Genomic DNA, 24531 nt, shown 5'->3' with positions numbered 1-24531 from the left:
TTAAAAAGTTTAGGCAAAGGGTTCCCTGTCTGCTTGTAAAGGCAGTTTTACAGGGCTTCTGTACCTGATGTTATAAATGAATAATTATGGGTTTATACTGTAACCGGTAGTAGTTTTTTCCAGGTGTAACTCGTTTAATAAAGCAATGGTATGTAAGATGTCATCGATGTCGTCTTGCTCTGAATAAGAGCCTGAAAATTTCATCTTCGCCAATGCTGCTTCATCAAACTGTATGGTTATATTATATTTCGCCTGCAGTTCTTTCAATACCTCCGAAAGCGGGCGTTGATTAAAGTTGAGATTGTCAACGGTCTTTTTAGCTTTAGCAGGCGCTGTACCGGTTGCTGTAGCTGTACGTTCGCTGCTGCTGTTGTTTACCGTGCTTTGGTTGTTTACTTTGTCAAACACCAGCTCTTCGCCTGGTGTAAGATATACAGGTGCAAATGCCTGTGCATTGCCTTTATCTTTTTGAATCACCACTTTACCGGTAACCAGCTTAATGTTCACTTTGCTTTTTCCGTTAAACGATTCTATCCAGAAGGAAGTGCCCAGCGCGGTAGTGGTTAAGCCGCCTGCTGTTACTGCAAAAGGGCTTACTGCGTTTTTGGCTACGTTAAAAAAAGCCTTCCCTTCTAATGTAACCGAACGGTTTTGTATAAAGGGTTTAGGGTGCTGTAAGGTACTGTGTGCGGCCAGGGTAACTTCTGAACCGTCTTCCAGAATAAAGTCTTTATTATGTGTGGTGTTGTTTACAATGGTATTGATTTGTAAACCGTCTTTTGCTGTTTGTGTTTGGGCCAGCTGTTGGTTGTTACTTTGTTTACTCAGCCATACTGCACCGCCTGCCAGTAAGCATAATACGGCAGCTGCTGCAGAGTAGCGGAATATTCTTCTGTGTATAGCGGTAAAGCCGGCATCTTCTTTTATGCCTTTCCATATATACCTGTCCGTTTCGGCAGGCAGGGTTTGTTGTGGCGCAAACTGACTCCATTCCGCTTCCCCCATGTATTTTTCCAACTCCTCTGGATGCGCATCAAAGTAAGCAGTCAAAAAATCTGCTTCTTCTTTGCTACAGCTATTGCTTAAAAACCTTGCTACCAGTTCCGGTGATATGTTCATTTACCTAAGTTCTGCCTACTATTCGTTTGAAAAAGAAAATACCCTGGTGGTTAACAATTTGGTAATACAGGGTGCATTAGAAGCGGAAGAAAATGGCAAAAACAGGAGCGAGGGTTTTGCGCAACTGGCTTAAAGTACGGGAAATATGGTATTCTACGGTTTTGGGAGAGATAGAAAGTTCTTTGGCTATTTCGTTATAAGTAAGGCCATAATCACGGCTCAGGCGAAACACCTGCTGGCCCACTTCGGGAAGGGTATTAATAACCTTATCTATTTCCTGGCGGGTTTCTTTGGCCTGATATTGTTGAAGAGCGGCCTCTTCTGTGGTGATAACCGGCGCATTCACGGCCAGTTTTCTTTCGTTGGCCAGCTTGCGTAACTGGTCAATCATCAGGGAACGGGCTATTCTAAAAAGCTGAATATCAATTTCAATATCTTCCGACAGGTTTTCGCGGCTTATCCAGCATTTTACAAAGGTTTGCTGTACCAGCTCCTGCGCCCAGTATTCCGATTTCATTTTGCCCAACAGCCAAAAATATAACTTGTCTTTATACTGGTTGTATATAGACTCAAATGCTTTGGAGCTGCCTTGTTTTATGTGCAGTGTAGTGTACAACGGAAACAAGCTTTTGGGATACTGAATAGATTATGGCAAAAATATAGCAGGAAATGGTAGCTATATATTACCGTAATATTATCAAATGGGGATGGTATAGAAAATATTTATAATGCTTTGGACAGGAGGGGGGCTAGTTGGCCGGCCCATTTTTTATATTCTGCTCCGGAAGGGTGAAGTCCGTCTGATGCTACCAGGGAAGGCTGGGTGGCAGCTTCCCGGGTAGAGGGCGTAATATCAATATACTGACAATGATAGCCAAGCGTTATCTGTTTGTTGATGGCATTAAACGCATCTATCTCTTTACTGATCTGTGCGGTGTTGCTACCTTGCGCAAATGGAGTAACACTGTAGTCGGGTATGCTTAACACAAATACGTGCGAAGCTTTATTACCAGCCAGTTGTATACTTTTCTGTAGCAGTTGGGTAAAACGGATACGATAGCCACCAGTATCCATATGCTGATATTGATCGTTCACACCTATTAATAAGCTTACTATGTTATACGGGCCCTGTGGTTGCTGGCTTTGGATAGCGGAAAGCAGGTTAGCTGTAGTCCATCCGGTAGTGGCGATATATTGGGGTGTGATATGAATACCCTTTGATAACAATTGGCTGGCTGTTTGCGCCGGATAACGTTCATTCGTTTCTACCGATTGTCCGATGGTGTAGGAGTCGCCCAGTGCCAGCCATGATTTGTAGGAAATATTATTACTGCCTGCGGTTATATTGGAGGGGGCAGTATTAGCTGCCGGAATAGCATCTTTTGAACAGCTTAGTAAGGAATGTAGCATACCGGTACTACTTACAAGCAAGGAGAATAATACAAATGTTTTCATTAAATATTTACGTAATGGCCTGTGCTGTGGTTTGCTGTTTTAATATGCAAAAGGCCACAGGAATTGCTCCCTGCGGCCTTTTTATCACTGTTCAAGGTGTTTGTATTTAACTGACAGCTACCTGATTGCTATCCTTTTGTTTTTTGTGGAGAACAAACATAGGAATACAAAACAGGAAACCACCCAAAGCCAATGCCGCACCTACCCATTGAGGGGAAGTGTAACCTAAACCGGCTGCTATGGGTAATCCGCCAAGGAAGGCACCAATAGCATTGCCAATATTAAAACTGGCCTGACTTACAGAAGCGGCCAGCATTTCGGCGCCGGTAGCTGCTTTAATCATCAGCATTTGCACGGGGGCTACCATGGCAAATGCCACAGCACCTGTAACAAAGGTCATAATAATAGCGGCTGCTTTGTATTGGCTGATAGCAGATACTGTTAACAGGCTGGCTACCATCACCAGTAGTAATAGGGCAGTGGCATTGATGGCAGAAAAACGATCGGCCATTTTACCGCCTATTACATTACCTACAGCCATGCCTGCACCTGCCAGTACTAAAATAAAAGAGATACTGTTTTCTGAAAATCCGGCTACTTCGGTCATGAGTTTGGAAATGTAACTGAACCAGGCAAACAAGCCACCGGTGCCAATAGCGGTGATACCCACTATTAACCAGGGTTCTGACCGGGTAAACACCTGCAGGTTACTTTTCAAACTGCTGTTTTCGGGAGCTGGTATCACGGGCATCCACATCTTCACACTCCATACTGCCAGCATGCCTACGCCTGCTATAATTACAAAGGTGTAACGCCAGTCGAGGTTGTGGCCTATCCAGGTGCCCAATGGTACGCCTATAATATTAGCCAGTGTTAAACCGGCAAACATAATAGAAATAGCCCTTGCTTCGCGACCAGGCTCAGCCAAACGGCTGGCTACCACCGCACCTACGCCAAAAAAGGCGCCGTGTGGCAGACCGGAAAAAAGGCGTGCAATAAACAATAATTCGTAAGTAGGGGCCAGTGCCGAAATGCCGTTAAACAAAGTGAACAGCAGCATCAGGCCCATCAGTATTTTCTTGGGGGGGTACTTGCCGGCTATACCCACCAGCAGTGGTGCACCCAATACCACGCCTAAAGCATAGGCCGATATCAGGTGACCCGCTACGGGAATGGATATATCCATTGTACGGGACAAGTCCGGCAATATTCCCATCATCACAAACTCTGTCATCCCTATGCCGAACCCGCCTATACTAAGCGATAATAAACTTTTTTTCATGTACGATAGAAAGCCCTGTGCTTACTTTTTAAGTGAGTTGATGTCAATGACAAAACGATATTTCACATCACTCTTTAATACGCGCTCGTAAGCTTCATTGATATAGTTGATGTCAATGACTTCTACATCGGAAACAATGTTGTGCTCTGCACAGAAATCCAGCATTTCCTGGGTTTCGGCAATACCACCAATCATAGAGCCGAGTATACTTTTGCGGCCACCTACTAAATCAAACGCTGGTATTTCAGCTGGTTTAGAAGGAATGCCTACGATAATCATGCTACCGTTTGTTTTTAACAGGTTCAGGTAAGTGCTGTAGCTGTGTTGTGCAGAAACGGTATTCAGGATAAAGTCAAACTGGCCTACCAGTGATTTCATGGTGGCTTCGTCGGATGTTAAGGCGAAGTGATGTGCGCCCAGTTTTTTAGCATCTGCTTCTTTAGAAGGAGAACCGCTTAACATGGTTACTTCGGCGCCAAAAGCTGCTGCAAACTTAACAGCCATGTGACCTAAACCACCTAAGCCCAGTACGGCTACTTTGTGGCCTTTTTTCACACCTGCAAAACGCAGGGGAGAATAGGTAGTGATACCTGCACATAATAAAGGAGCTACACCTGCCAGGTCTAATTTGTCGCTTACTTTCAGCGTGTAGTTTTCGTCTACTACAATCTGTGTAGAGTAACCGCCGTAAGTTGGTGCACCCGTAAGGCGTTCGCGGCTGTTGTAGGTGCCGGTCATCCCTTCAGTACAGTATTGCTCCAAACCATCTTTACAGTTAACGCATTCGCGGCAGCTGTCTACAAAACATCCGATACCAGCCAGGTCGCCCACTTTAAACTTCTTCACGTGGTCGCCTACTTTCACAATTCTTCCCACAATCTCATGACCAGGAACCATGGGGTAAATAGAGCCACCCCATTCGTCTCTTACCTGGTGAATGTCGGAGTGGCAAACTCCGCAGTAAAGTATTTCAATTTGTACGTCGTGTGCACCTACATCTCTTCTTTCAAAGTTGAAAGGAGTAAGAGGAGATGTGGTGCTTTGTGCTGCATATGAATTTGTTGCTATCATAACGGGGTAATGGTTATTGCCAGTTGCTTGCTTTGTTAAGCAGTGCAATGGCTTCGTCATTTAATTTTAAAGAAACTGCTTTGGTTAATGAGTCCAGTTGTGTTAAGCTGGTGGCGCTGGCTATAGGTGCTGTAACAGAAGGGCGGGCCATTAACCATGCGAGGGCCACGGTGGCCGGCGTGGTTTGGTGCTGCGCTGCTACCGTGTCTAAAGCATCCAGTATTTCCAATCCTCTTGGATTGAGGTATTTATTCATGCCGCCGCCACGCACACTTTTGCCAAGATCGCTTTCGCTGCGGTATTTACCGGTAAGAAAGCCGGCTGCCAGTGAAAAATAGCTGATAACGCCCAGCCTGTTTTCCAGGCAGATGCCTTCCATTTCTTTTTCAAACCCTTCACGGGCATACAGGTTGTATTCCGGCTGAAAGGTCTGGTAGGCGGGGTAACCGTGTTTTTTACTTGCTTCTAAGGAAGCCAGCAGCCTTTCTGTAGAAAGGTTGCTGGCACCAATCCATCGTACTTTTCCTTCCTTCACCAGCTGTTGGTATGCTTCCAGCGTTTCTTCCACAGGAAGATGGGTGTCGTCATCCCAGTGCGTCTGGTATAAATCTATATAGTCTGTCTGTAAGCGTTGTAAAGAGGCTTCCACTGCTTTCAGTATATAGGCTTTGCTCAGGTCTTTTTTACCCTGGCCCATATCAGCGCCTACTTTGGTGGCCACTATCACTTTGCTGCGGTTGCCACGTTGCTTTAACCAGTTGCCAATAATGGTTTCCGATTCGCCCCCGGTGTTACCGGGCTTCCAGCGGGAATATACATCGGCTGTGTCCAGCAGGTTACAACCTGCTGCAACAAAGCCGTCCAGAATTTCAAAAGACTGTTGTTCGTTGATCGTCCATCCGAAAACGTTGCAGCCTAAGGTTAAGGGCGCTACGTACAGATCGCTTGCGCCTAACTGTCTTTTTTCCATATTAATTTTTCTTTGGTGTGGTTTTTATGGTAGAACCGTCACGTACTTCTTCTGTAGCGTTGGCTATCAGGTTATCGCCGGGTGTAAGCTTGCCAAAGATTTCTACTTTACCATCTGCTTCACGACCTTTCTGTACAGTAACCCATTCTGCTTTATTATTGTTCACACGAATGACAAATACACCGGTAGTGCTGTTGAGCACAGTGGATTTAGGTACCACCAGTGAGCTATCCTGTGCAGGCATAGGAATGTGCACTTCGGCAATCATACCTGGTAGTAGCTTTTTGTTATCGTTGATCACATCCACCTCAATGCGTTCTGCGCGCAGGCGGGTGTCTAATGCGCCGGATAAACGTTTTACTGAACCTTTAAACGTTTGATTGGCCAGTGATTTAACACTAAACTCTACCTCGTTTTTATGGCTCAGGTAGCTGGTATATAATTCCGGTACTGAAATTACCAGCCTTAAATGTTTCTGCTCCTGCAGGGTGAACAGAGGTAACTCAGAGCCTTTGCCAGAGGGACCTACGTACGCGCCTGTGTTTACATTACGGGCACTGATTACGCCGCTGAAGGGAGCGCGTATTTCCAGGTAGTCGCGTATGATGGTTACTTCTTTGTTGGCGGCTTTGGCTGCTTCCAGTTGCGCTTCATCTGCTTTCATACGGGCCAGTGCCTGGTCCAGGTCGTTGGGAGAAACGGTGCCCGGGGTGAGACTGGTTTTATACAAACGGTCGTAATTGGCTTTACTGGCCAGGTAAATGGCTTCCTGCGATTTCAGCCTGCTTTCGGCAGCTGCTATGCGCGAAGTGAGTTCCGGCGCTTCCAGCTGGGTTAATAACTGGCCGGCCGATACTTCTGTACCTACATCTACATTCATCTTTTTTACAAAGGCGGCTTCTTTAGCGTAGATATCCACTTGCTGGTAAGCGATTAGCTCAGCAGGGGAAGTAAATATAGAAGACAGTTTGTCTTTGCTCAGCGAAATGGTTTCCAGTGCAGGAGCAACCGCTTCTGTGGTTTCTTTTTTCGCTTCTGTTTTGCCTTCCGATGATCCGCATCCGGTAATGGTGGCAGTACCCAGCAGGGCCGCAAAGCCTGCAAATAATATGGTTGTGTTATGTTTAAGCTTGTTCATATATATCAGGTATGTAGTGTTTACTTTCTTTGTCTTCAGGATCCAGCGATACAGAAACAATAGATGTTTTCTTCTGTACAGAGGCAAATAATAAGGGCAATATAAATAATGCGGCAAAGGTACTGGCAATCAGGCCACCAATTACGGCCCGTCCTAACGGAGAGCTTTGGTCGCCGGCTTCACCCAGGCCGCTGGCCATAGGAATCATACCCACCACCATGGCTACTGCTGTCATCACAATAGGGCGTAACCGCAGTGCTGCTGCTTCTTTGGCGGCAGTAATGGAGTTGCCGCTATGCAGGCGCAATTGCTCGGCATTGGTAATAAGCAGTACCGCATTGGATATGGATACACCCACCGACATAATCATACCCATGTAAGACTGCAGGTTTAAGGTAGATCCGGCTATCATTAACAGGCCCAGTGAACCTAACAACACCGCAGGCACCGTACCCAATACTACCGCTGATACTTTAAACGACTGGAAGTTGGCTGCCAGCATCAGGAATATCACCACAATAGCTACTATCAAACCATTTTGCAGGCTGTCCAGTGTATCGGTAAGGGTATCGCTCAAGCCAATGATATCTACATTCAAACCACGTGGCAATTCGCCCAGTGAGGCAATAGCCTTTTTCACTTCGCCGGATGCTTTCCCTAAGTCTACATTGTTTAGGTTAGCGGTAACGGTTAAAGTAGGCATAGCCCCCAGGTTATCGGCTTCGCCAAAGGTGGTGCCTTTGGTAATAGTGGCCACATCTCCTAATACGGGGCGGGAGGAGTTTCTCAGTAACGGAATTTCTGAGATATCCGCTTCGCTCGCCATCTTGTTTTCCGGAACCAGCACCTGTACGTTATAGCTGTAGTTCGATTTTTCATCCACCCATATGTTCTTCTCTGTAAAACGGGAAGAAGAAGTAGAAGCGATGATAGAACGTGATACGTCGCTCATATCCACACCCAGCTGCGCTGCGCGCACCCTGTCTACATTAATGTTCAGCGAAGGGTAATGTGTAGCCTGTCCCAATTGCACATCGCGCAGGAAAGGTATGTTCTGTAAACGGCCTATCAGTCTTTGTGCATACTCTTCGCTCTGCTTTTTGTTACGACCGGAAAAGCGTATTTCTACAGGCGTAGGAGAACCCTGGCTTAATATTTTATCTGTTAACTCAATAGGCTCGAAAGATAATTTCATTTCAGGGGCAATTTTCTGTGCCTGTGCCCTTATTTTATCTTTCAGCTCGTCCAGGTTGGTTTTATATTCTTCTTTTAAAGCTACCTGTAACACGGCTTCGTGCGGGCCGGCCATCCACAGGAAGATAGGGTTGATAGAAAACTGTTGCGGGTGCATACCTACATAAGCCGAGGTAATGGCTACGTTTTCTTTTCCTACAATACCGTTGATAGCATCTACCAGGGCAATGGTTTTCTTTTCTGTATTCTCCATACGTGTACCATCCGGTTCACGCAAACGTACCTGAAACTGGCTGCCGTTTACCTTCGGTAATACATCGCGGCCAATGCTGGACAACAGTAAGGCGGTAAGGCCACATACTGCCAGGATATACACGATAACAATAGGAACGCGGAAAGGCATCATCCTGTCAATAAAGCGCAGGTAACGGTTCCTGATTTTATCGAAGGTGGTTATTTTGCCATCGTTGTTGGTGTCTTCTCTTTCTGCCATACCGTGCTTCTGGTTCCAGGTATCCTGCTCGCTTTCCACAGGCAGGCCGGTAGCCGCAAACTCTTCTGAATCGGTAAAGCGCTTGCCGTCTGGTTTGTGATGGTGTTTTACCTTCATAATCCAGTTGGCCATTACCGGTACAAATGTTTGTGCCAGGAAGTAAGAGATGATCATGCTAAAGCCGATGGCCAGTGCCAGCGGTAGGAACAGGGAACCTGGGATACCACCCATGGTAAACGCTGGTGCAAACACCGCCAGGATACAAAACAGGATCAACAGTTTGGGGAAGGCAATTTCTTTACACGCATCCCATATGGCCAGCGCTTTAGGCTTGCCCATATCCAGGTGCTGGTGTATGTTTTCTATCGTTACCGTACTCTCATCCACCAATATACCAATAGCCAGTGCCAGACCGCTCAACGTCATAATGTTAATGGTTTGGCCAAACAGGTTCAGGAATAATACGGCAGAGATAATAGAAGTAGGAATGGTTAAAATTACAATCAACGCACCGCGTGCATCGCCCAGGAACATCAATACCATTAAACCGGTAAGGATGGCGCCGATAGCACCTTCCGTTAACAGGCTTTTTACGGAGTTGATCACGTAAGTGCTCTGGTCAAATTCATAGCTCAGTTTTACATCTTCCGGTAACTGCGCCTGCATTTTGGGAATGCTCTTTTTCAGGTTCTGCACCACTTCCCAGGTACTGGCATCGGCACTTTTGGCAATGCTTAAGTATACGCTGCGTTTACCATTTACCAGTGCATAACCCTGCGAAATATCTGCCCCGTCTTCTACGGTAGCCACATCGCGCAGATACAGGTTTTGTACACCATTCTTGAACAAAGGAATGTTTTCAAAATCCTTTACTTCTTTAATGGTGGTGTTAATGGGGGTGATGTAGTTTTTATCTTCTATACGCACGTTACCCGATGGATTGGTCTGGTTGTTTAAGCGCATGGCTTCTACCAGCTGATCGGGTGTCATGTTATGGGCGCGCAGTAATTCCGGATCGGCTTTAATAATTACAGTACGCACGTTACCACCAAAGGGTGGTGATGACACCAGGCCGGGGATGGTGGTAAAGGAAGAACGAACATACACGTTGGCCATATCCAGCAACTCGTTGTTCGTGCGTTTGTCGCTGCTCAATACCAGCTGGCCTACAGGCAGGGTAGAGGCATCGAAACGGATAATGAACGGCGGGTTACTGCCCGGGGGAAAGGAGGCTTGTATACGGTTACTGAAAGCACTTACTTCTGCTGCCGCCTGCGCCATGTTGGTGCCGGGGTAGAAGTTGATTTTCATCAGGGTAAGGCCTTGAATGTTTTTGGTTTCGATGGATTTTACGCCATTTACGAATAGGAAGATGTTGATATACTGCTTCGCAAAGAACGCTTCCATTTGAGAAGGCGTATAACCACCGAAGGGGTGCGAAACATATATCACGGGCATATCCAGCTTGGGAAAGATGTCAATTTTAATAGTAGTGACAGCTTTAATGCCGAAGAAGAATAACCCGGCCACTAATACCAATATGGTAATAGGCTTGCGTAAGGCTAATTTAATCAGGTTCATATCTTGGTTTGCTTCGGTTAAAATTCATTGAGGAACAGGTCGAAATTGCCACTGGCCGCTGCTTTCAGCAACAATGCCTGCCATACATTGGTATAGGCGATGTCGCGGTCTGTTTCGCTGCGGTTAACCAGGTATAATGCCTGTGTAACCTCTACTATATTGCTGAGTCCGTTTGTGTATAAAACCTCTTTCTGATGATAAGCGTCAGATGCAGATTTTACCTGTATAGGAGCTTCGGCGTAGTTGGATAAAGCATTCTTCATTTTATTGCCCGCCAGTGCCAGCTGTGCTTTCAGCTGTTGGTCGGCCAGGGTGTATTCGGCTTGTAAACCCAGTGAAGTGGCTTTTTGTGCACTTACCTGCTGCTTAATACGCAGGGGAGTGGTAAGGTTCCATATCATGCCCAGGCCTACCAGGTAGTTGCCGCGCATGCTTTGTACGCCATCCCAGTAATTGGATGTATAGTGGTCGAGGTTAGAACCTAACTGGCCATAGTTCCAGTCAAAGCCCGATCCGCGACCCTGAATTAAACCAAATGCAGAGAAGGTGGGGTAATTGAATTTGTGATAGTACTTAGCCTGCTGGTTGCTTAATGCAATGCGGCTTTGATAGTACTGCAGCAAAGGGTGTTGCTGCACACTGCTTGCTGTGTCGTAAGCGCCGGTAGGTACTTTGTTAATGAACACTGTGTCCAGTGCAAACTCCTGCGAAGGCACGCCCATTAACACCGCCAGCTGATTGCTTTGCTCCTGCTCGGCATCTCTGGCTTTGGTAAGGGTAATGCGGGCGCTGGATAGTTCGGCATTTGCCTGCGACGAATCCACGCCGGCAATTAAGCCATTCAACGCGCGGGCAACTACTACTTCACGCAGCCGGGTAGCCCTGTCCAGGTTGTTTTGCCACGAGCGCACCAGACGCTGTGTGGCCAGCAGGTTCAGGTAAGCAGCCGCCACCTTTACTTCGTGCTGGAACATTTCCTGGTTCAAGTCGCTTTTGTCACGTGCCAGGGTGGATTTAGCCACGTTGATCTTTTCTTTGGCCTTGCCAAAAGAATAGAAATCCCAACTGATGTTGGCCAGGTACAAGGCACCAAAGGCCGCATTCCAGTTTTGTGAGGGTAGGGAGGGACCCGATGCTGCAGTGCTTAAACCTCTGTAGCCATACGATGGGCCATTTAAACCATTCACGGTTCCGTAATCCTGCTGTGCGGAAAGGTTGAGGTCTGGCAAGTACTCCCGCTTACTTTGCGTTACCGAAGCTTCCGAAGCACGGGCATACGCTTGCTTTGCCTTGATGGAGCCGTAATTGGCCAGCGCTGTTTCAACAGCCTGCTTTAACGTAAGCGCCTGTTGTGCATGCACACTGCCATGTAAAACACCTCCTGTGATAAGCAGGGTGAGTGCTGTTTTTTTAAACATGATTTGGTTCTTTCTTCTGTTAATCTATCTATAGTGTCTGTTCTTTCCTTATGGCAGAGAATCGTGCAATTCTACTCAGCAGGCAGTGTTGAGACTGTAAAAATAGACAGGTTAGCAGAAGCGGCGCTTTCACTTTTCAAACAATTACTTGTATTTTTCAAACATCTGATGTTCGGAAAGCGCCGGGGGTAGAACTGGTATGTTTTTTAAAGAAATTGTTAAAATAGGCAGGATACTCAAATCCTAAGCTGTACGCTATTTCTGCCACGCTCCAGTTGGCATGTTTCAGCAGTGCGCGGGCTTCTACGGTAATACGTTCAGAAATATGCTCGGTAGTGGTTTTACCGGTTACTTCTTTTACCGCCCTGTTCAGGTGGTTGGCGTGTACATTCAGGCGGGAAGCAAAATCCTGGGCGGTGCGTAGTTGCAGTATATGTTCCGGGGAGTCAATAGGAAACTGGCGTTCCAGTAATTCAATAAACAGGGCTGTTAAACGGGCGTTGCCGCTGGAGTGTTTTACCCAGGTTTCGGCACTGCGCATTTTCATGGTTTCGTGTACCATCACATATAAATAATGACGCAACAGGTCGTATTTATAAGGGTATTCCGAATCCATCTCGCTCAGCATCAGTTTAAACAGGTAATGCAGTCTTTCCTGTTGCTGCTCATTCACAAAGAATAAGGGATCAAGGATAGGAGAGCATAAAGGCGATTCGTGCAGGATGTCTTTACGGTTATGATTGTTATGGTTGTCGAGAAAGGCATCGTTGAACAGGCAGAAATAACCCTCCTGTATCTCTGAGCTTTTTTCCCAGGAATAGGGCAGGTTAGGAGAGGATAAAATGATCACCGGTTTATCTATTTCTACCGTTCTGTCGGTGAAATGAAAACGTCCTTCCCCTATGACGAAAGATATTTTATAAAAATCGCGACGGTTTAAAGGTGCAGCGCTACGACATATACCGGCGCGGGGGTATACATTGAAGTGACCAGCCTCCTTACCATACCGGGTGGAAGGAGGCGGTTTGAGGTCTAATCTTTTATAAAAATCGTCAAGTGTTTCTATTACTGCCATACCCCGAAGTTATGAAAATCAAACAAAAGCGCTATGCCCTGTTATGGCCCTGCCCACAATCAGCGAATTGATCTCTTTGGTGCCTTCGTAAGAGTAGATGGCTTCCGAATCGGCTACAAAACGGGCCACATTGTATTGCAGCAGTATGCCGTTGCCGCCCATCACTTCCCGGGCGCGGCTTACAATGTCGCGGGTGCGCAGGGTACAAAACACTTTTGCCAGGGAAGCGTGCTCATCGGTAAGGCGGTTTTCGTCCTGTAACTCGCTCAGCCTGAACACCATCGTTTGCATGGCGGTAAGGTTGCTCAGCATTTCTACCAGGTGGTTTTGAATCAGTTGAAAGGAGGCTATAGGTTTGCCAAACTGTTTGCGTTGGGTAGTATAGGCCAGTGCGTTTTCGTAAGCGCCACGTGCACAGCCCACCGCTTCCCAGGCTACACCGGCACGGGTCATACGCAGCACTTCCGAAGTATCTTTAAAGGTGTTGGCGTTTTGCAGGCGGTCTTCTTCCTGTACAGTGCAGTTGGTAAGTGTGATGAGCCCGTTCTGCACTATGCGCAACGCCATTTTATCCATCATTTTCTCCACATGCAGGCCAGGGGTATCTTTCTTTACTAAAAAGCCTTTTACGTTATTATCATCTACATCCCGCGCCCATATCACAATTACATCGGCAAAAGTGGCGTTGCCTATCCATTTCTTTTGTCCGTTCAGCACCCAGGTATCACCGGTGCGTTTGGCGGTAGTGGTTAAGCCACCTGCTGCGCCGGAACCTACTTCGGGCTCGGTAAGGCCAAAAGCGCCAATCAGCTTCATTTGCTGCATACCGGGCAACCATTGTTGCTTTTGCGCCTCACTCCCCAGCTTATAAATACTGCCCATTGCCAGGCCGTTTTGCACGCCAAAGAAAGTAGCAACAGAAGCATCTACCCGCGCCATTTCCATGGCCAGTATGCCTTCGGTAAGATTGCTAAGGCCGGGGCAGCCGTAGCCCTGGTAAGTAACACCGCAAATATTCAGCTGCGCCATTTTGGGTATCAGTTCAAAAGGAAACTCGGCGCGTAGCCAATAATCATTTACCAAAGGCTGCACTTCTGTTTCCATAAAGCTGCGCACCTTAAGTTGCAGCTCCCTTTGCTCGGGCGTAAGCATGCCTGCTATATCATAAAAATCACCATCTACAGGTGGCGTAGGCTTTTTCTTTTTACCGCCGCCACTGCTCAGCATTTTCATCAAACCCTGTAACTGTGCATCGTCCAGCTTGCTTACGTTTTGCATAACAGCGCCCAGGTCTACTTTGGAAGCTAAATGATTCAAAGCATCCAGGTCAATGTTCTTATACAAATGCCAGGCTTGCTTTAGTTTTTGGTACAGGCTACTCATGGTTCAATCGTTATTTACAGGTGGTATAATACAGGCTATTGTGCATGCACAAATCCGCCGCTATCATCTTTTTCCAACAGTATAAAATGGTTGTTGTAATCGAAATATAATTCTTTTACGGTAGCCGCTGTGCCTGCTGTACTGATAGTGATAGTATAAGGATAATCTTCTTTATCATTCTCCCGTGTGATAGTATATTCCATTTCTGTACCAGAATTTTGTAAGGCCTGTTTTACAGTGGCATCGTTGGTATTGGCCAGATAGTTCCACACCGTGTGGTGTACCATATCAGTGAGATAGGATGTGATGTTTTTTTCTGATGCAGATGCCAGCAATTGTAGTTTTACTTTCTTTTTTAATTGCGAGGTTTTACCTTCTTTTACCAACTGATACTTTTTTAAAAAAGGTACTGCATAGCTGTAACTGTCATCGCCGGCGGGTACATACGTATTCATTTGCCATTCCACGCGAACCTGGTCGCCTCTTTCCAGGGCTATATCTCTGCATTCATTACAGATCAGGTATGCCGTGTCGTTGTTGCGGGTTACTTCAAATGAAAAATCATCCCCGTTATCATCAAAGGCCAGATACGATACCGTATCTACATAAGTGGTATTCATGAGTAAGATGGCACCTTTGCGTAACTCACATTTAATAACGCTATCTGCCAGAGGTGGGGTACCAGGCTCAGAAACGGCAGGTGTTGGGTTTACCACACCTATCACGCTATCTTTTTTAGCGGGAGCTTGTTGGGTGGTTGTGGATTGACAGGACAATAACAGTAAGAGGGCAGCAGTAGCTGCATAGGTTGATTTCATAACTAACATGAGATAACTAATCGATGTTTATATGGTTAAAATCAGGTTTTCTCCCCTTACAGGGGTGTAAGGGAGTGTATTAAAGGTAAAGCTGTTTTTTTGTTACAGGCAATTAAAAGATCACATCGAAAGTAATAGAGTAAACAGGCTACCTGGCCGGTTAATATTAGGGGGATAGTAACAGTAATATCAGGGGGAGGAATAAAAGTCCTTTATTATTGTGGACTACTCCCTATATTTGCCCCGAAGTAAAAACTAATTGCATACTGCCAATGGAATTACTTATCGTAAGATAAGTGGCATGGCAGGCATAGAATAGCAAGCCGGGCTCCATTGGTTGCTAAAAATGTTGAGGTTGAATTACCCATTACCATCTGACGAATCAAAGGTTACTGTTTTACAACTGGCAACAGCTGTAAACCGTGATGAGTATGCCTACCGGCAGCTGTTCCTGCTTTTTTATAAGCCGGCACTGCTGTTTGTAAGCAACATACTGCATTCAGAAGAGCTGGCTGAAGAAATATATTCAGATGTATTGCTGAAGATATGGCAAATGGAAAGCCGCCTGCAACAGGTAAGTAATTATAAACAATATTTATTCACTGCTTTACGCAACGCGTCTTTTAACGAGCTGAAAAAGCAGAAAAAGTTTCAGATCATAGCGCTGGAAGAAAATGCTACGGATCATTTACCCGTTACCTCGCCGGAAGAAACTTTATTGAATGGCGAGTTTAGCAGTAAAATAAAATCAGCCATAGCGGCGCTGCCTTTGCAGTGTCAGCTGGTATACCGTCTTATTAAAGAAGAAGGATTTAATTATAAACAAACCGCTGATATTATGGATTTGTCGGTAAATACCATAGAGCGGCATATGAACAATGCGCTTAAAAAGATAGTAGTGGCACTAAAGCCTTACCTGAGCGTATAATTTTTTCCATTTTTTTTACACTCCGTTGGGGGTAGTTGTTTTTTTTGTTGTCTGATAGTATACAAGCAACTGCTCATGTCTTTGCAACAATTTATATATCTGTTAAGCAGGCAAATGGCTAATGAAGCCAGTGCCAGCGAGTTGCAGCAACTGAAACAATTTACAGAACAGCATCCGGAATGGCTGCAGGCAATGGATGCATTGCAGCAGAAAACGGATAAGGCATTGAATGAAGAGGAGATGCTGAAAGCCGAGCAGGCTTATGCCCTGCATTCGGTAAAGGTGCAGTTTGATAGTTTGCCGCCTGTAGTTGCCCGGGAAATGGTTGCTGGCAGGAATAATAAAAAATGGAAACGATGGCTGGCAGGCGGAAGTGTGGTGGCAGTGCTTTGTGCAGGTGTGGCTATTTATCAAAAGGTATATACTATCAGAGACGTGTCAGGACTGATACACGTAGATCAGATTATAGCTAAAAGGGGCGACAGGAAAAAAGTCGTATTACCTGATAGTTCCCAGGTATGGGTGAACGCCGACAGCCGTTTATCCTACAACGGTAAACAGTTTGGCAGCGCTAATCGGGAAGTGTGGCTCGAGGGCGAAGCTTTTTTTGATGTAACACAGAAGGCAGCGCAGCCTTTTATTATTCATACCGGTGATTTAACTATTAAAGTGCTGGGTACTGCGTTTAATGTAAAAAATTATCCCGGCGATGCCACTACCGAAACTTCGCTGATCAGCGGTAAAGTGCAAATTAGTTTTAAAGACAGACCTGACGAGCAGATTATTCTTCGCCCCAATGAAAAACTAATTGTAAGCAACGATCAATCCTTAAACAAAAATAATCATGCAGTTACCGGCACTGAGCCGAGAATAACTGTAAACACCCTGAGTGCAGCCAATGTCGCCGGCGGTCAGCTACCTGAAACCGCCTGGTTACAAAACGAAATTGCTTTTTCCAATACTTCGCTGGCCGAAATAGGGGCTATGCTGGAAAGGCATTTTGATGTAACAGTGGCATTCACCAACCAGGATGTAATGAACTATCGTTATACCGGCATTTTTAAAGGAGAAGACCTGGAAAAAGTGCTGGCAGTAATGAAATTGTCTAAACCCTTTAATTATAATATCAATGGAAAAAAAGTAACTATTACGAATTGATGTTGGAGGGGAGTTAAAAAGAAAACGGGAAATGTTGGAGCATTCCCCGTTAGTATAATTAACTCCTAATATCCTCCTGTTTCTGACACCTGATTCTACTATTCATTAACTATTGAAAACAAATGTATGAAGAAACTGACATTCTTCAGCCGGAAGCTTATTGCCGGTAAGTACCCTTTATTTCTGCTTAAGATGAAACTACTTTTTTTATTGTTGGTATTAAATCTACAGGTTAGCGCAGCTGCTTTTTCGCAGGTGAAGGTGAGTGTGGAGTTGAAAAAAACAACACTGGGCAACGCTATTAAAGTGTTGGAGCAAAAAACGGGTTATCGTTTTGTTTACAATAATGAGGTGGTGCCGGTAAACAAAATCATTAATCTTTCGGTGAGCAATGCAGATATTACCCGTGTAATGGAGTTGCTGCTGGATAAACTGCCGCTTACTTATAAGATGGTAGATGAAAAAATGATTGTGATAGTAGAAAAGCAGGATTACCTGTTTACGCCCGAAGCGGGCCAGAAGGTTACCGTAACGGGTAAGGTGGTAGACGAGCAGGATCAGCCATTATCGGGTGTTACCGTAGTGGAAACCGGTGCTGGTGGTGGCGCTAAAACAGTAACAGATGCCGGTGGTAAATTTTCGCTGGAAGTAAGCGCCCCCGGTGCTACCTTATCTTTTAGCTATGTGGGGTTTATTTCTAAAGCCGTAGCGGCCGAGCGTGGACAGGATATGGTGGTAAAGCTGGCACCTGAAAATAATAAACTAAACGAAGTGGTGGTAGTGGGGTATGGTTCGCAACGTTCTACTTCTGTTACAGGTTCTGTAGCTAAAGTAGATGCCGGCGATATTGCTAAATTATCTACTACCAGTGTAGATCAGCAATTGGCAGGTCGCGCTGCAGGTGTGCAGGTAACGGTGAACAGTGGTAGCACCAACGATGCCCCACGCATTCGTATAAGAGGGATCAATTCTATTAATAATGGTAGCTCGCCCTTGATAGTGATTGATGGGGTGCCTGTTAACACCGGCGACCTGGGCGGCTTTACGGCCACTAACCCGCTGGCGGATATTAACCCGAATGATATTGTTTCTTTCGATGTGCTGAAAGATGGTGCAGCCAGCGCGATTTATGGTTCACGCGCAGCGAACGGGGTAATATTAATTACCACCCGCCATGGAGCCAGAGGAAATACCAAAGTAAACTACGATGCCTACATGGGTATAGCCAATCCGGTTAAAAAGAATAAGCTGCTGAATGCAACGCAGTTTGTGGAAATTACCAACGAAAAGTATGCGAACAACAATGAAAGCAGCCCTGCGGTAATGGATGCCAGTAATACCAACACCGACTGGCAATCGCTGGTGTACAATAAAAATGCTTTTTCGCATAGCCATAACGTAGGTGTTAGTGGTGCGAACGAAAAAACAAATTTCTTTTTCTCAGCCAACTATCTCGATCAGCAGGGAGCTATTCAACGTAACACTACTTCCCGTTATGGTGTACGGGCGAATGTTGATCACCAGGTGAACAGGTTTATCAAAATAGGCACCAATACCAGCATTACCCGTTTAAAAAACGTGGGGGTAAACAACAGCTCAGGTTTGTCTTCTGTTGTTATCAACTCTTTAATTGCGCTGCCTAACGTGAGTCCTTATGACGCGGCAGGCGTAGCTGGTTACAACGTGTCGGGCGATGGCAAATCGCTGGGGGCAGGCGCTAACCTTATTACTATTGATGATGCATATCCTAACGTATTGTTCTCCTTAAACAACGACCAGTACAATATTGAGAAGTACCGTATTTTAAGCAATGCTTATGTAGAGCTGAGTTTGTTGCCAGGCTTAAAATTCCGTTCACAGGGCAATGTGGATCTGGAACAGGCGGCTGATTTTTATTCACTGGACGCAAGGCATGGCGATGGCTATAGCTACAACGGCCTGGTAAAAAATACCAGCTTTAGCAGAACGGTATATAACCTGCAAAACTACTTTACCTATAACCAGCGCTATGGTAAGCATGGTGTTACCGTAACGGCAGGTAACGAAATACAAAAGAATGTAGCTAAAAGCTCCATGGCTGGCGGTCAGGGTTTTTCCAGCTATTTCTTTCAAACCAAAAACCTGATCACTGGGTCTTATACCACGCAATTATCAGGCGGCACCTATGCCGAAGGAAGTTTTCTTAGCTATTTTGGCCGTGTCAACTACGACTATGCAGGCAAATACCTGCTGGCGTTCACTATCAGAAGGGATGGCCTTTCTGCTTTAAGTCAGGCCAACCGTTTTGGTGTGTTCCCGGGCGTATCGGCTGGCTGGCGTATTTCGGATGAGTCTTTCTGGAAAAACAACAACATTGATAATGTAGCTTCTTCTTTAAAACTACGTGCCAGCTATGGTAAAGTAGGTAATGCCTTATCCGGCTTTCCTTATCTGAGCACTTACGGTGCTGCTACCTATGGCAGTGAAAATGGTTTGGCGCTTACCAATTTAGGTAACAGCTCTTTATCGTGGGAAACCAGTAAAAAGCTGGACGTGGGTTTTGATGCAGGCTTTTTACATAACCGCATTACCGTAGGTTTCGACTGGTTTAAAAATGATGTTGACAACCTGGTAATGAATGTTACTTATCCTAACTCATTCGGTATACCGGATAACACAGTGGCCCGTAACATCGGCGCTATGCAGAACAATGGTTTTGAGGTAAGCGTTACAGCTGATGCTATTAAGAAGAAGGATTTTAACTGGAACATCAGCGCCAATTTTACCCGGGTGAAAAATAAGGTGAACACCTTGTATAATGGTCAGTCTATTACCAGCACCAGCTATGTAATTAAAGAAGGCCTGCCTTTATATGCTATGATTGGTTACCGCTACGCAGGAGTAAACAAGGCGAATGGTAACCCGCTGTATTATAAGGGGGATGGCCGTTTGATACAGGGCGATATTGCCAGCCAGAAGTATTACTACGCCAACTCTAAAGAAGATGTTACTCTTACCGATGTAACTACTTTAACAGATGCAGATAAGGTGGTACTGGGCAATCCTACACCTACCTGGTATGGTGGTTTAAACAACACATTTACTTATAAGAATTTTAGCCTGGAAACCTTTATCCGTTTTTCGGGAGGTAACAGCATTGACAACAGCCAGAGAAGAACCTTGTTAAACCAGAAGTTTAAAAACAACGGAGTAGAAATTCTGGACAGGTGGACGCCTACACATACCGATACCGATGTGCCTAAGCTGTGGTATGGTAAAGAATCGTTCATTAACCTTTCGCCCAGCAGCCGTTGGGTAGAAAAGGGCGATTATGTAAGGTTACAGAATGTGACTTTCGCTTATGCATTGTCTAAAGAAACATTAACCCGTTTTGCACGTGGCTATGTTTCCAGCCTGCGTGTATATGTGCAGGGGCAGAACTTGTTTACCAAAACCAGTTTCAAAGGCCTGGATCCTGATTTAATCAGCGAAACCGGTACTTCGGGCAATTCCATTCCTGTTATCCGTTCTTTTTCTGTGGGTGTAAATGTTGGTTTCTAACTTCTTAAAAGCGTAATCATGAAAAAAAGATATATATCCTGTTTTATATTATTTACAATGATGGCATCGGCATCCTGTAAAAAGGTGCTGGATGTTACGCCTTATACGGCTTTTACAGATGCTACGGTGTATACCGATGCTGCCCGTGTGGAGCTGGCAATGGTAGGGGTGTATGATGCGGCACAGTCGGGCTTTTACCCGGAAGGACTGGCTGCAAGGGGCTATCCTTTTGGTGCTGCCAACCTGCAGCAGGACGATTTGCGTGGCGAGGATATGATCAATATGGAATCGTTTTACCAGATCACTTATAACAGCACGTATGTAAGTACTTCGCCCAACTGTTATAATATCTGGAACAACTGTTATGCTTTAATCAATAAAGCCAATATTGTGATAGAAGGCGTTGCCGCGGCCATTGCCAATGGTGTGATTACGGAAGCGGCGGGAAAAGCCTACCAGGCCGAGTGTCGCTTTTTAAGAGCTATGGCCATGCACCAGTTATTAATAGAATTCGCCCGCCCGTATGCCGATCAATCTGGCGCTACATTGGGTGTGGTAATTCGTGATTTTGCTATTAACAGTGATGCTTCTATTGCCAAAGCAGCAGCGATTGGCAGAAGCTCAGTAGTAAATTGTTATACGTTTATAGAAAAAGACCTGGCTTTTGCGGCCGAAAACCTGCCCGATACCCGTTCTTCCTATGTAAACTTTCGCGCTACCAAAGCGGCCGCTATTGCCTTGCAGATGCGTGTGTTTTTACATGAAGGTAAATGGAGTGATGTGTTAACCGCAGGCGCTAAAATAGTAAGCGGCAGCGGTGGCAGCTACAGTAGTCCTATTGGTGGATGGAAGCTGACAGCAGCGCCGGATGGTCCGTTTGCAGATAATACTTCTGCCGAGAATATATTCTCTATCGAAAACACCAGCACCGACAATGGTGCGGTAAGTGGTGCGCTGCAAAGCATGTATGGCAGCAACAGCACCGATATTGGTGCACGGGGTTTGATTGGTATCAGTCCTATTCTATGGAATTTAAGCTACTGGCAGGCATCTGATGTAAGAAGGAACCTTACGGTGGCCAACTTTTCTAACGGAAACCCATCTACTGCACCTTCCGGTAAAAAGCCGATGTATTTCACCTATAAGTATCGTGAAACCGGCTGGGGCGATGATGCGCCACAGATACGCTATGCCGAAGTATTGTTAATAATGGCAGAAGCTTATGCAAGGCAAAACAACACGGTAGATGCTACCGGCTTAGGTTATTTAAATGCTGTACGCAACCGTGCGGTAACCACGGCTGGTTTACAGTACACTACCAGCAGCTTTGCGGCTACCCAGGACTTTATCAAAGCAGTGCTGGCAGAACGTCGTATTGAATTTTTAGGGGAAGGCAAGCGTTGGGGCGATTTACACCGTCTGGCACTGGACCCTTTATATAACGCATCCAGGCTGGCATGGAATGGCACGGCTACCTCTTCTGGTATTCCGGGTAAGGTGCTGGCTTCTGCTATTACTGCCACCAATTTTGCTACTTTATACAGTGGTTCTACTCCTTACAGCAGCATTGCTAAGGGGCTGGATTCACTTCCTTACGACAACTACCGTTTTGTATGGGGTATACCTGCTACAGAGGTCACCAATTCAAACGGGGTTATTAAGCAGAATGATTTATATTAAACGGTATTTTCTTTCAATGTAAAATAATAAGCTATGATGCGCAGAGGTAACATAATGGCATTACTGCTTTCTTCTTTCACTGCTTTGCAGGCACAAACAAAGCAGGCGGTGGAGTTGAGCGGCAAGGTGGCCAATATGCAAACGGGAAAAGTGTTTTTGCAGAAGTTTGATAACAAGCTGTTTACAACAGTGGATGTGGCAGACATTACAAACGGAAAGTTTGCTTTTCATACACCGCTGGTGTTACCGGAGTTGTACGGTATTAGCCTGGATACTTCGCGAACACCTATGTATGTGTTCCTCGAAAAAGGGCCCATTACCGTGCAGTTAGATTCTGCGCGTTATTATGCCAATACAGTAGTAACAGGTTCTGCATCGCAGGACCTGTTCGCTGCTTTTAAGAAACAGGAGAATGTAAACATCAGTGACTTTATTAAAGCACATCCTGCTTCGCTGGTGTCGGCCTATGTACTGTACCGCAATTATAGCTATAAGCTTACGCCGGAGCAGATACAGGAGAATATTGCTTTGCTGGATCCCTCTTTACACAGCACACCCTATGTTACTTTTTTAAAGGAGCTGACTGGGGTAATGGCCAATGTGGCCATTGGCAAAAAAGCCCCTGATTTCACTGCCAATGACCCTGAAGGCAAACCGGTAAAATTTTCCGATCACTGGAAGGGCTATGTATTGCTCGATTTCTGGGCCAGCTGGTGTGCGCCCTGCCGTAAAGAAAACCCGAATGTGGTAGCCGCTTTTCAAAAGTATAAAGACAAAGGTTTTTCGGTATACGGCGTATCGCTGGATAAAGCCAAAGAGGGATGGGTAAAAGCCATTGCCAATGATCATCTGGACTGGACACAGGTTTCAGAGTTAAACTACTGGCAAAGCGAGATTGCCAAACAATATGGGGTAAGGGCTATACCCGCCAATTTCTTAATTGACAGTAACGGCATTATTGTAGGCAAAAACCTGCGTGGCGAGCAATTACAGCAAAAGCTGGAAGAGTTGCTGGGCAAAAGCGGGGGCACTGCTACTAAAAAAGTATTTAAAGGTCAAGGCCCTATACAGGCCGTGAACACAGAAAGCCGCCCGGTGCAAAGGCAATGGAAAGGTATATTCAACGAGCCGGGAGATTATGTGTTTTTCAGGAATGATTTTGACTGCGCCCGTTTAAATGGCCTGGTAAAAACCAATGATAGCATTTACACGGCGTTGATCACTTCCGAAAACACGCCTATCAACGGAAGCCCCTGGTATGCTTTTAAAGTATGGAGCAAAAAGCCGAAGCGTATTACTATTACCCTCACTTACCAGCAGGGAGCTAAGCATCGTTATACACCCAAGTTTAGCAAAGACGGTAAAACATGGACATTGCCCACCGATGCCAGTGTAGATGTAGAACCGGATTCGTTACCGGATAAATATTCTTTTGCGGTAAATGCTGGTCCCGATACGGTATGGGTAGCAGGGCAGGAGTTGTATACCTATCAGCAGGTGCTGGGCTGGATTGCCGATTTGGGTAAACAAACAAAATTGACCACGCTTACCATTGGTAAAACCAGGGCTGGCCGCCCGTTAACGTTGGTGAAGATGGGTAACCTCCATAGCAAAAAACGCATCCTGATATTGGGTCGTCAGCATCCGCCGGAAGTAACGGGACAATTCGCTTTAAATGCTTTTGTAGAAGCGCTGGCGGCTAATACCGTGCAGGCCAAAGCCTTTAAAGAACAGTTTTTAATTTATGTGATCCCTTTTATGAACCCCGATGGTGTAGCAGATGGTAACTGGCGCCATAACGAAGGTGGCATTGATTTAAACAGGGACTGGCAGGATTTTCATCAGCCGGAATCGCAGGCTGTACGTGACTTCCTGAAAAAAGAACTGGCAGATAATGAGAATAAATTGTTGTTCAGCATTGACTTCCATTCTACCTGGGATGATATTTATTATATTGTTGATCCTAAGTTAAAAGGCAATATGCCGGGCTTTGTAACAGACTGGTTACAGCAGTTAAAAGAGCGTATTCCCGGTTATGTACCTAATGTCAAGCCTTTATACAGTGCGCCACCTACCTCTACTGCTTTCAGCTATTTGTTTCAGCAGTACGGAACAGAAGCTCTGGTGTATGAGATAGGAGATAAAACGCCACGTGATTTTATTAAACATAAAGGCCAGGTTGCCGCCGAGGCATTGATGGAGATGTTAAGCAGCCGCGCTAAATAAAG

Annotated in this window: 17 protein-coding genes; 5 read left to right on the top strand and 12 right to left on the bottom strand. The window is 45.6% G+C overall.

The genetic code is table 11. From position 1 onward, the window contains the following. Positions 1–84: 84 nt before the first annotated feature. From FLA_RS18635 to FLA_RS18580, 12 genes are all read right to left on the bottom strand, one after another. Positions 85–1119: a FecR family protein gene (locus FLA_RS18635; RefSeq protein ID WP_076378872.1), complete on the bottom strand. Its 1035-nt coding sequence runs from the start codon at positions 1117–1119 to the stop codon at positions 85–87. Between the two features lie 76 nt (positions 1120–1195). Further along, positions 1196–1735, bottom strand: coding sequence for a sigma-70 family RNA polymerase sigma factor (locus tag FLA_RS18630; protein WP_159445096.1), 540 nt, complete (start codon positions 1733–1735; stop codon positions 1196–1198). 107 nt (positions 1736–1842) lie between these two features. After that, complete coding sequence (locus FLA_RS18625) at positions 1843–2529, bottom strand: SGNH/GDSL hydrolase family protein (RefSeq protein WP_084206233.1); 687 nt, start codon at positions 2527–2529, stop codon at positions 1843–1845. Between the two features lie 151 nt (positions 2530–2680). Continuing rightward, entirely contained in the window at positions 2681–3856 is a 1176-nt protein-coding gene (locus FLA_RS18620; protein ID WP_076378868.1) for an MFS transporter, read from the bottom strand. A 21-nt stretch (positions 3857–3877) separates the two neighbouring features. After that, complete coding sequence (locus FLA_RS18615; RefSeq protein WP_076378866.1) at positions 3878–4927, bottom strand: NAD(P)-dependent alcohol dehydrogenase; 1050 nt, start codon at positions 4925–4927, stop codon at positions 3878–3880. Between the two features lie 13 nt (positions 4928–4940). Beyond that, positions 4941–5897: an aldo/keto reductase gene (locus tag FLA_RS18610; RefSeq protein WP_076378864.1), complete on the bottom strand. Its 957-nt coding sequence runs from the start codon at positions 5895–5897 to the stop codon at positions 4941–4943. A gap of 1 nt (position 5898) precedes the next feature. Next, entirely contained in the window at positions 5899–7035 is a 1137-nt protein-coding gene (locus FLA_RS18605) for an efflux RND transporter periplasmic adaptor subunit (RefSeq protein WP_076378862.1), read from the bottom strand. After that, on the bottom strand, positions 7022–10303 hold the full coding sequence (locus FLA_RS18600; protein WP_076378859.1) for an efflux RND transporter permease subunit: 3282 nt from the start codon (positions 10301–10303) through the stop codon (positions 7022–7024). The genes FLA_RS18605 and FLA_RS18600 overlap by 14 nt, the downstream gene beginning before the upstream one ends. A 17-nt stretch (positions 10304–10320) precedes the next feature. Beyond that, on the bottom strand, positions 10321–11721 hold the full coding sequence (locus FLA_RS18595; RefSeq protein WP_084206201.1) for a TolC family protein: 1401 nt from the start codon (positions 11719–11721) through the stop codon (positions 10321–10323). Positions 11722–11878: 157 nt separating this feature from the next. Continuing rightward, a complete protein-coding gene (locus FLA_RS18590; RefSeq protein ID WP_076378857.1) occupies positions 11879–12796 on the bottom strand; it encodes a helix-turn-helix domain-containing protein in 918 nt (305 codons plus the stop codon). A gap of 18 nt (positions 12797–12814) precedes the next feature. Next, positions 12815–14179 carry an acyl-CoA dehydrogenase family protein gene (locus FLA_RS18585; RefSeq protein ID WP_076378855.1) on the bottom strand — a complete coding sequence of 455 codons (1365 nt, stop codon included), beginning with the start codon at positions 14177–14179 and terminating at the stop codon, positions 12815–12817. A 35-nt stretch (positions 14180–14214) separates the two neighbouring features. Beyond that, positions 14215–14997, bottom strand: coding sequence for a hypothetical protein (locus FLA_RS18580; RefSeq protein ID WP_076378853.1), 783 nt, complete (start codon positions 14995–14997; stop codon positions 14215–14217). Positions 14998–15352: 355 nt separating this feature from the next. On the opposite strand from FLA_RS18580, the gene FLA_RS18575 reads away from it, so the two are divergent. The 5 genes from FLA_RS18575 (at position 15353) to FLA_RS18555 (ending at position 24529) form a co-directional block, all read left to right on the top strand. Beyond that, positions 15353–15925 carry a sigma-70 family RNA polymerase sigma factor gene (locus FLA_RS18575; RefSeq protein WP_159445095.1) on the top strand — a complete coding sequence of 191 codons (573 nt, stop codon included), beginning with the start codon at positions 15353–15355 and terminating at the stop codon, positions 15923–15925. A gap of 75 nt (positions 15926–16000) precedes the next feature. After that, a complete protein-coding gene (locus FLA_RS18570) occupies positions 16001–17083 on the top strand; it encodes a FecR family protein (RefSeq protein WP_076378849.1) in 1083 nt (360 codons plus the stop codon). 126 nt (positions 17084–17209) lie between these two features. Then, on the top strand, positions 17210–20623 hold the full coding sequence (locus tag FLA_RS18565; RefSeq protein WP_084206200.1) for a TonB-dependent receptor: 3414 nt from the start codon (positions 17210–17212) through the stop codon (positions 20621–20623). Between the two features lie 18 nt (positions 20624–20641). Continuing rightward, entirely contained in the window at positions 20642–22303 is a 1662-nt protein-coding gene (locus FLA_RS18560) for a RagB/SusD family nutrient uptake outer membrane protein (protein WP_084206199.1), read from the top strand. 33 nt (positions 22304–22336) lie between these two features. After that, positions 22337–24529: a redoxin domain-containing protein gene (locus tag FLA_RS18555; RefSeq protein ID WP_076378847.1), complete on the top strand. Its 2193-nt coding sequence runs from the start codon at positions 22337–22339 to the stop codon at positions 24527–24529. Positions 24530–24531: the final 2 nt, after the last annotated feature.

It is taken from the genome of Filimonas lacunae, from assembly GCF_002355595.1.
Taxonomy (GTDB): domain Bacteria; phylum Bacteroidota; class Bacteroidia; order Chitinophagales; family Chitinophagaceae; genus Filimonas; species Filimonas lacunae.
The sequence above is the reverse complement of the archived record's forward strand: the minus strand, read 5'-3'. Positions and strand labels throughout refer to the sequence as shown.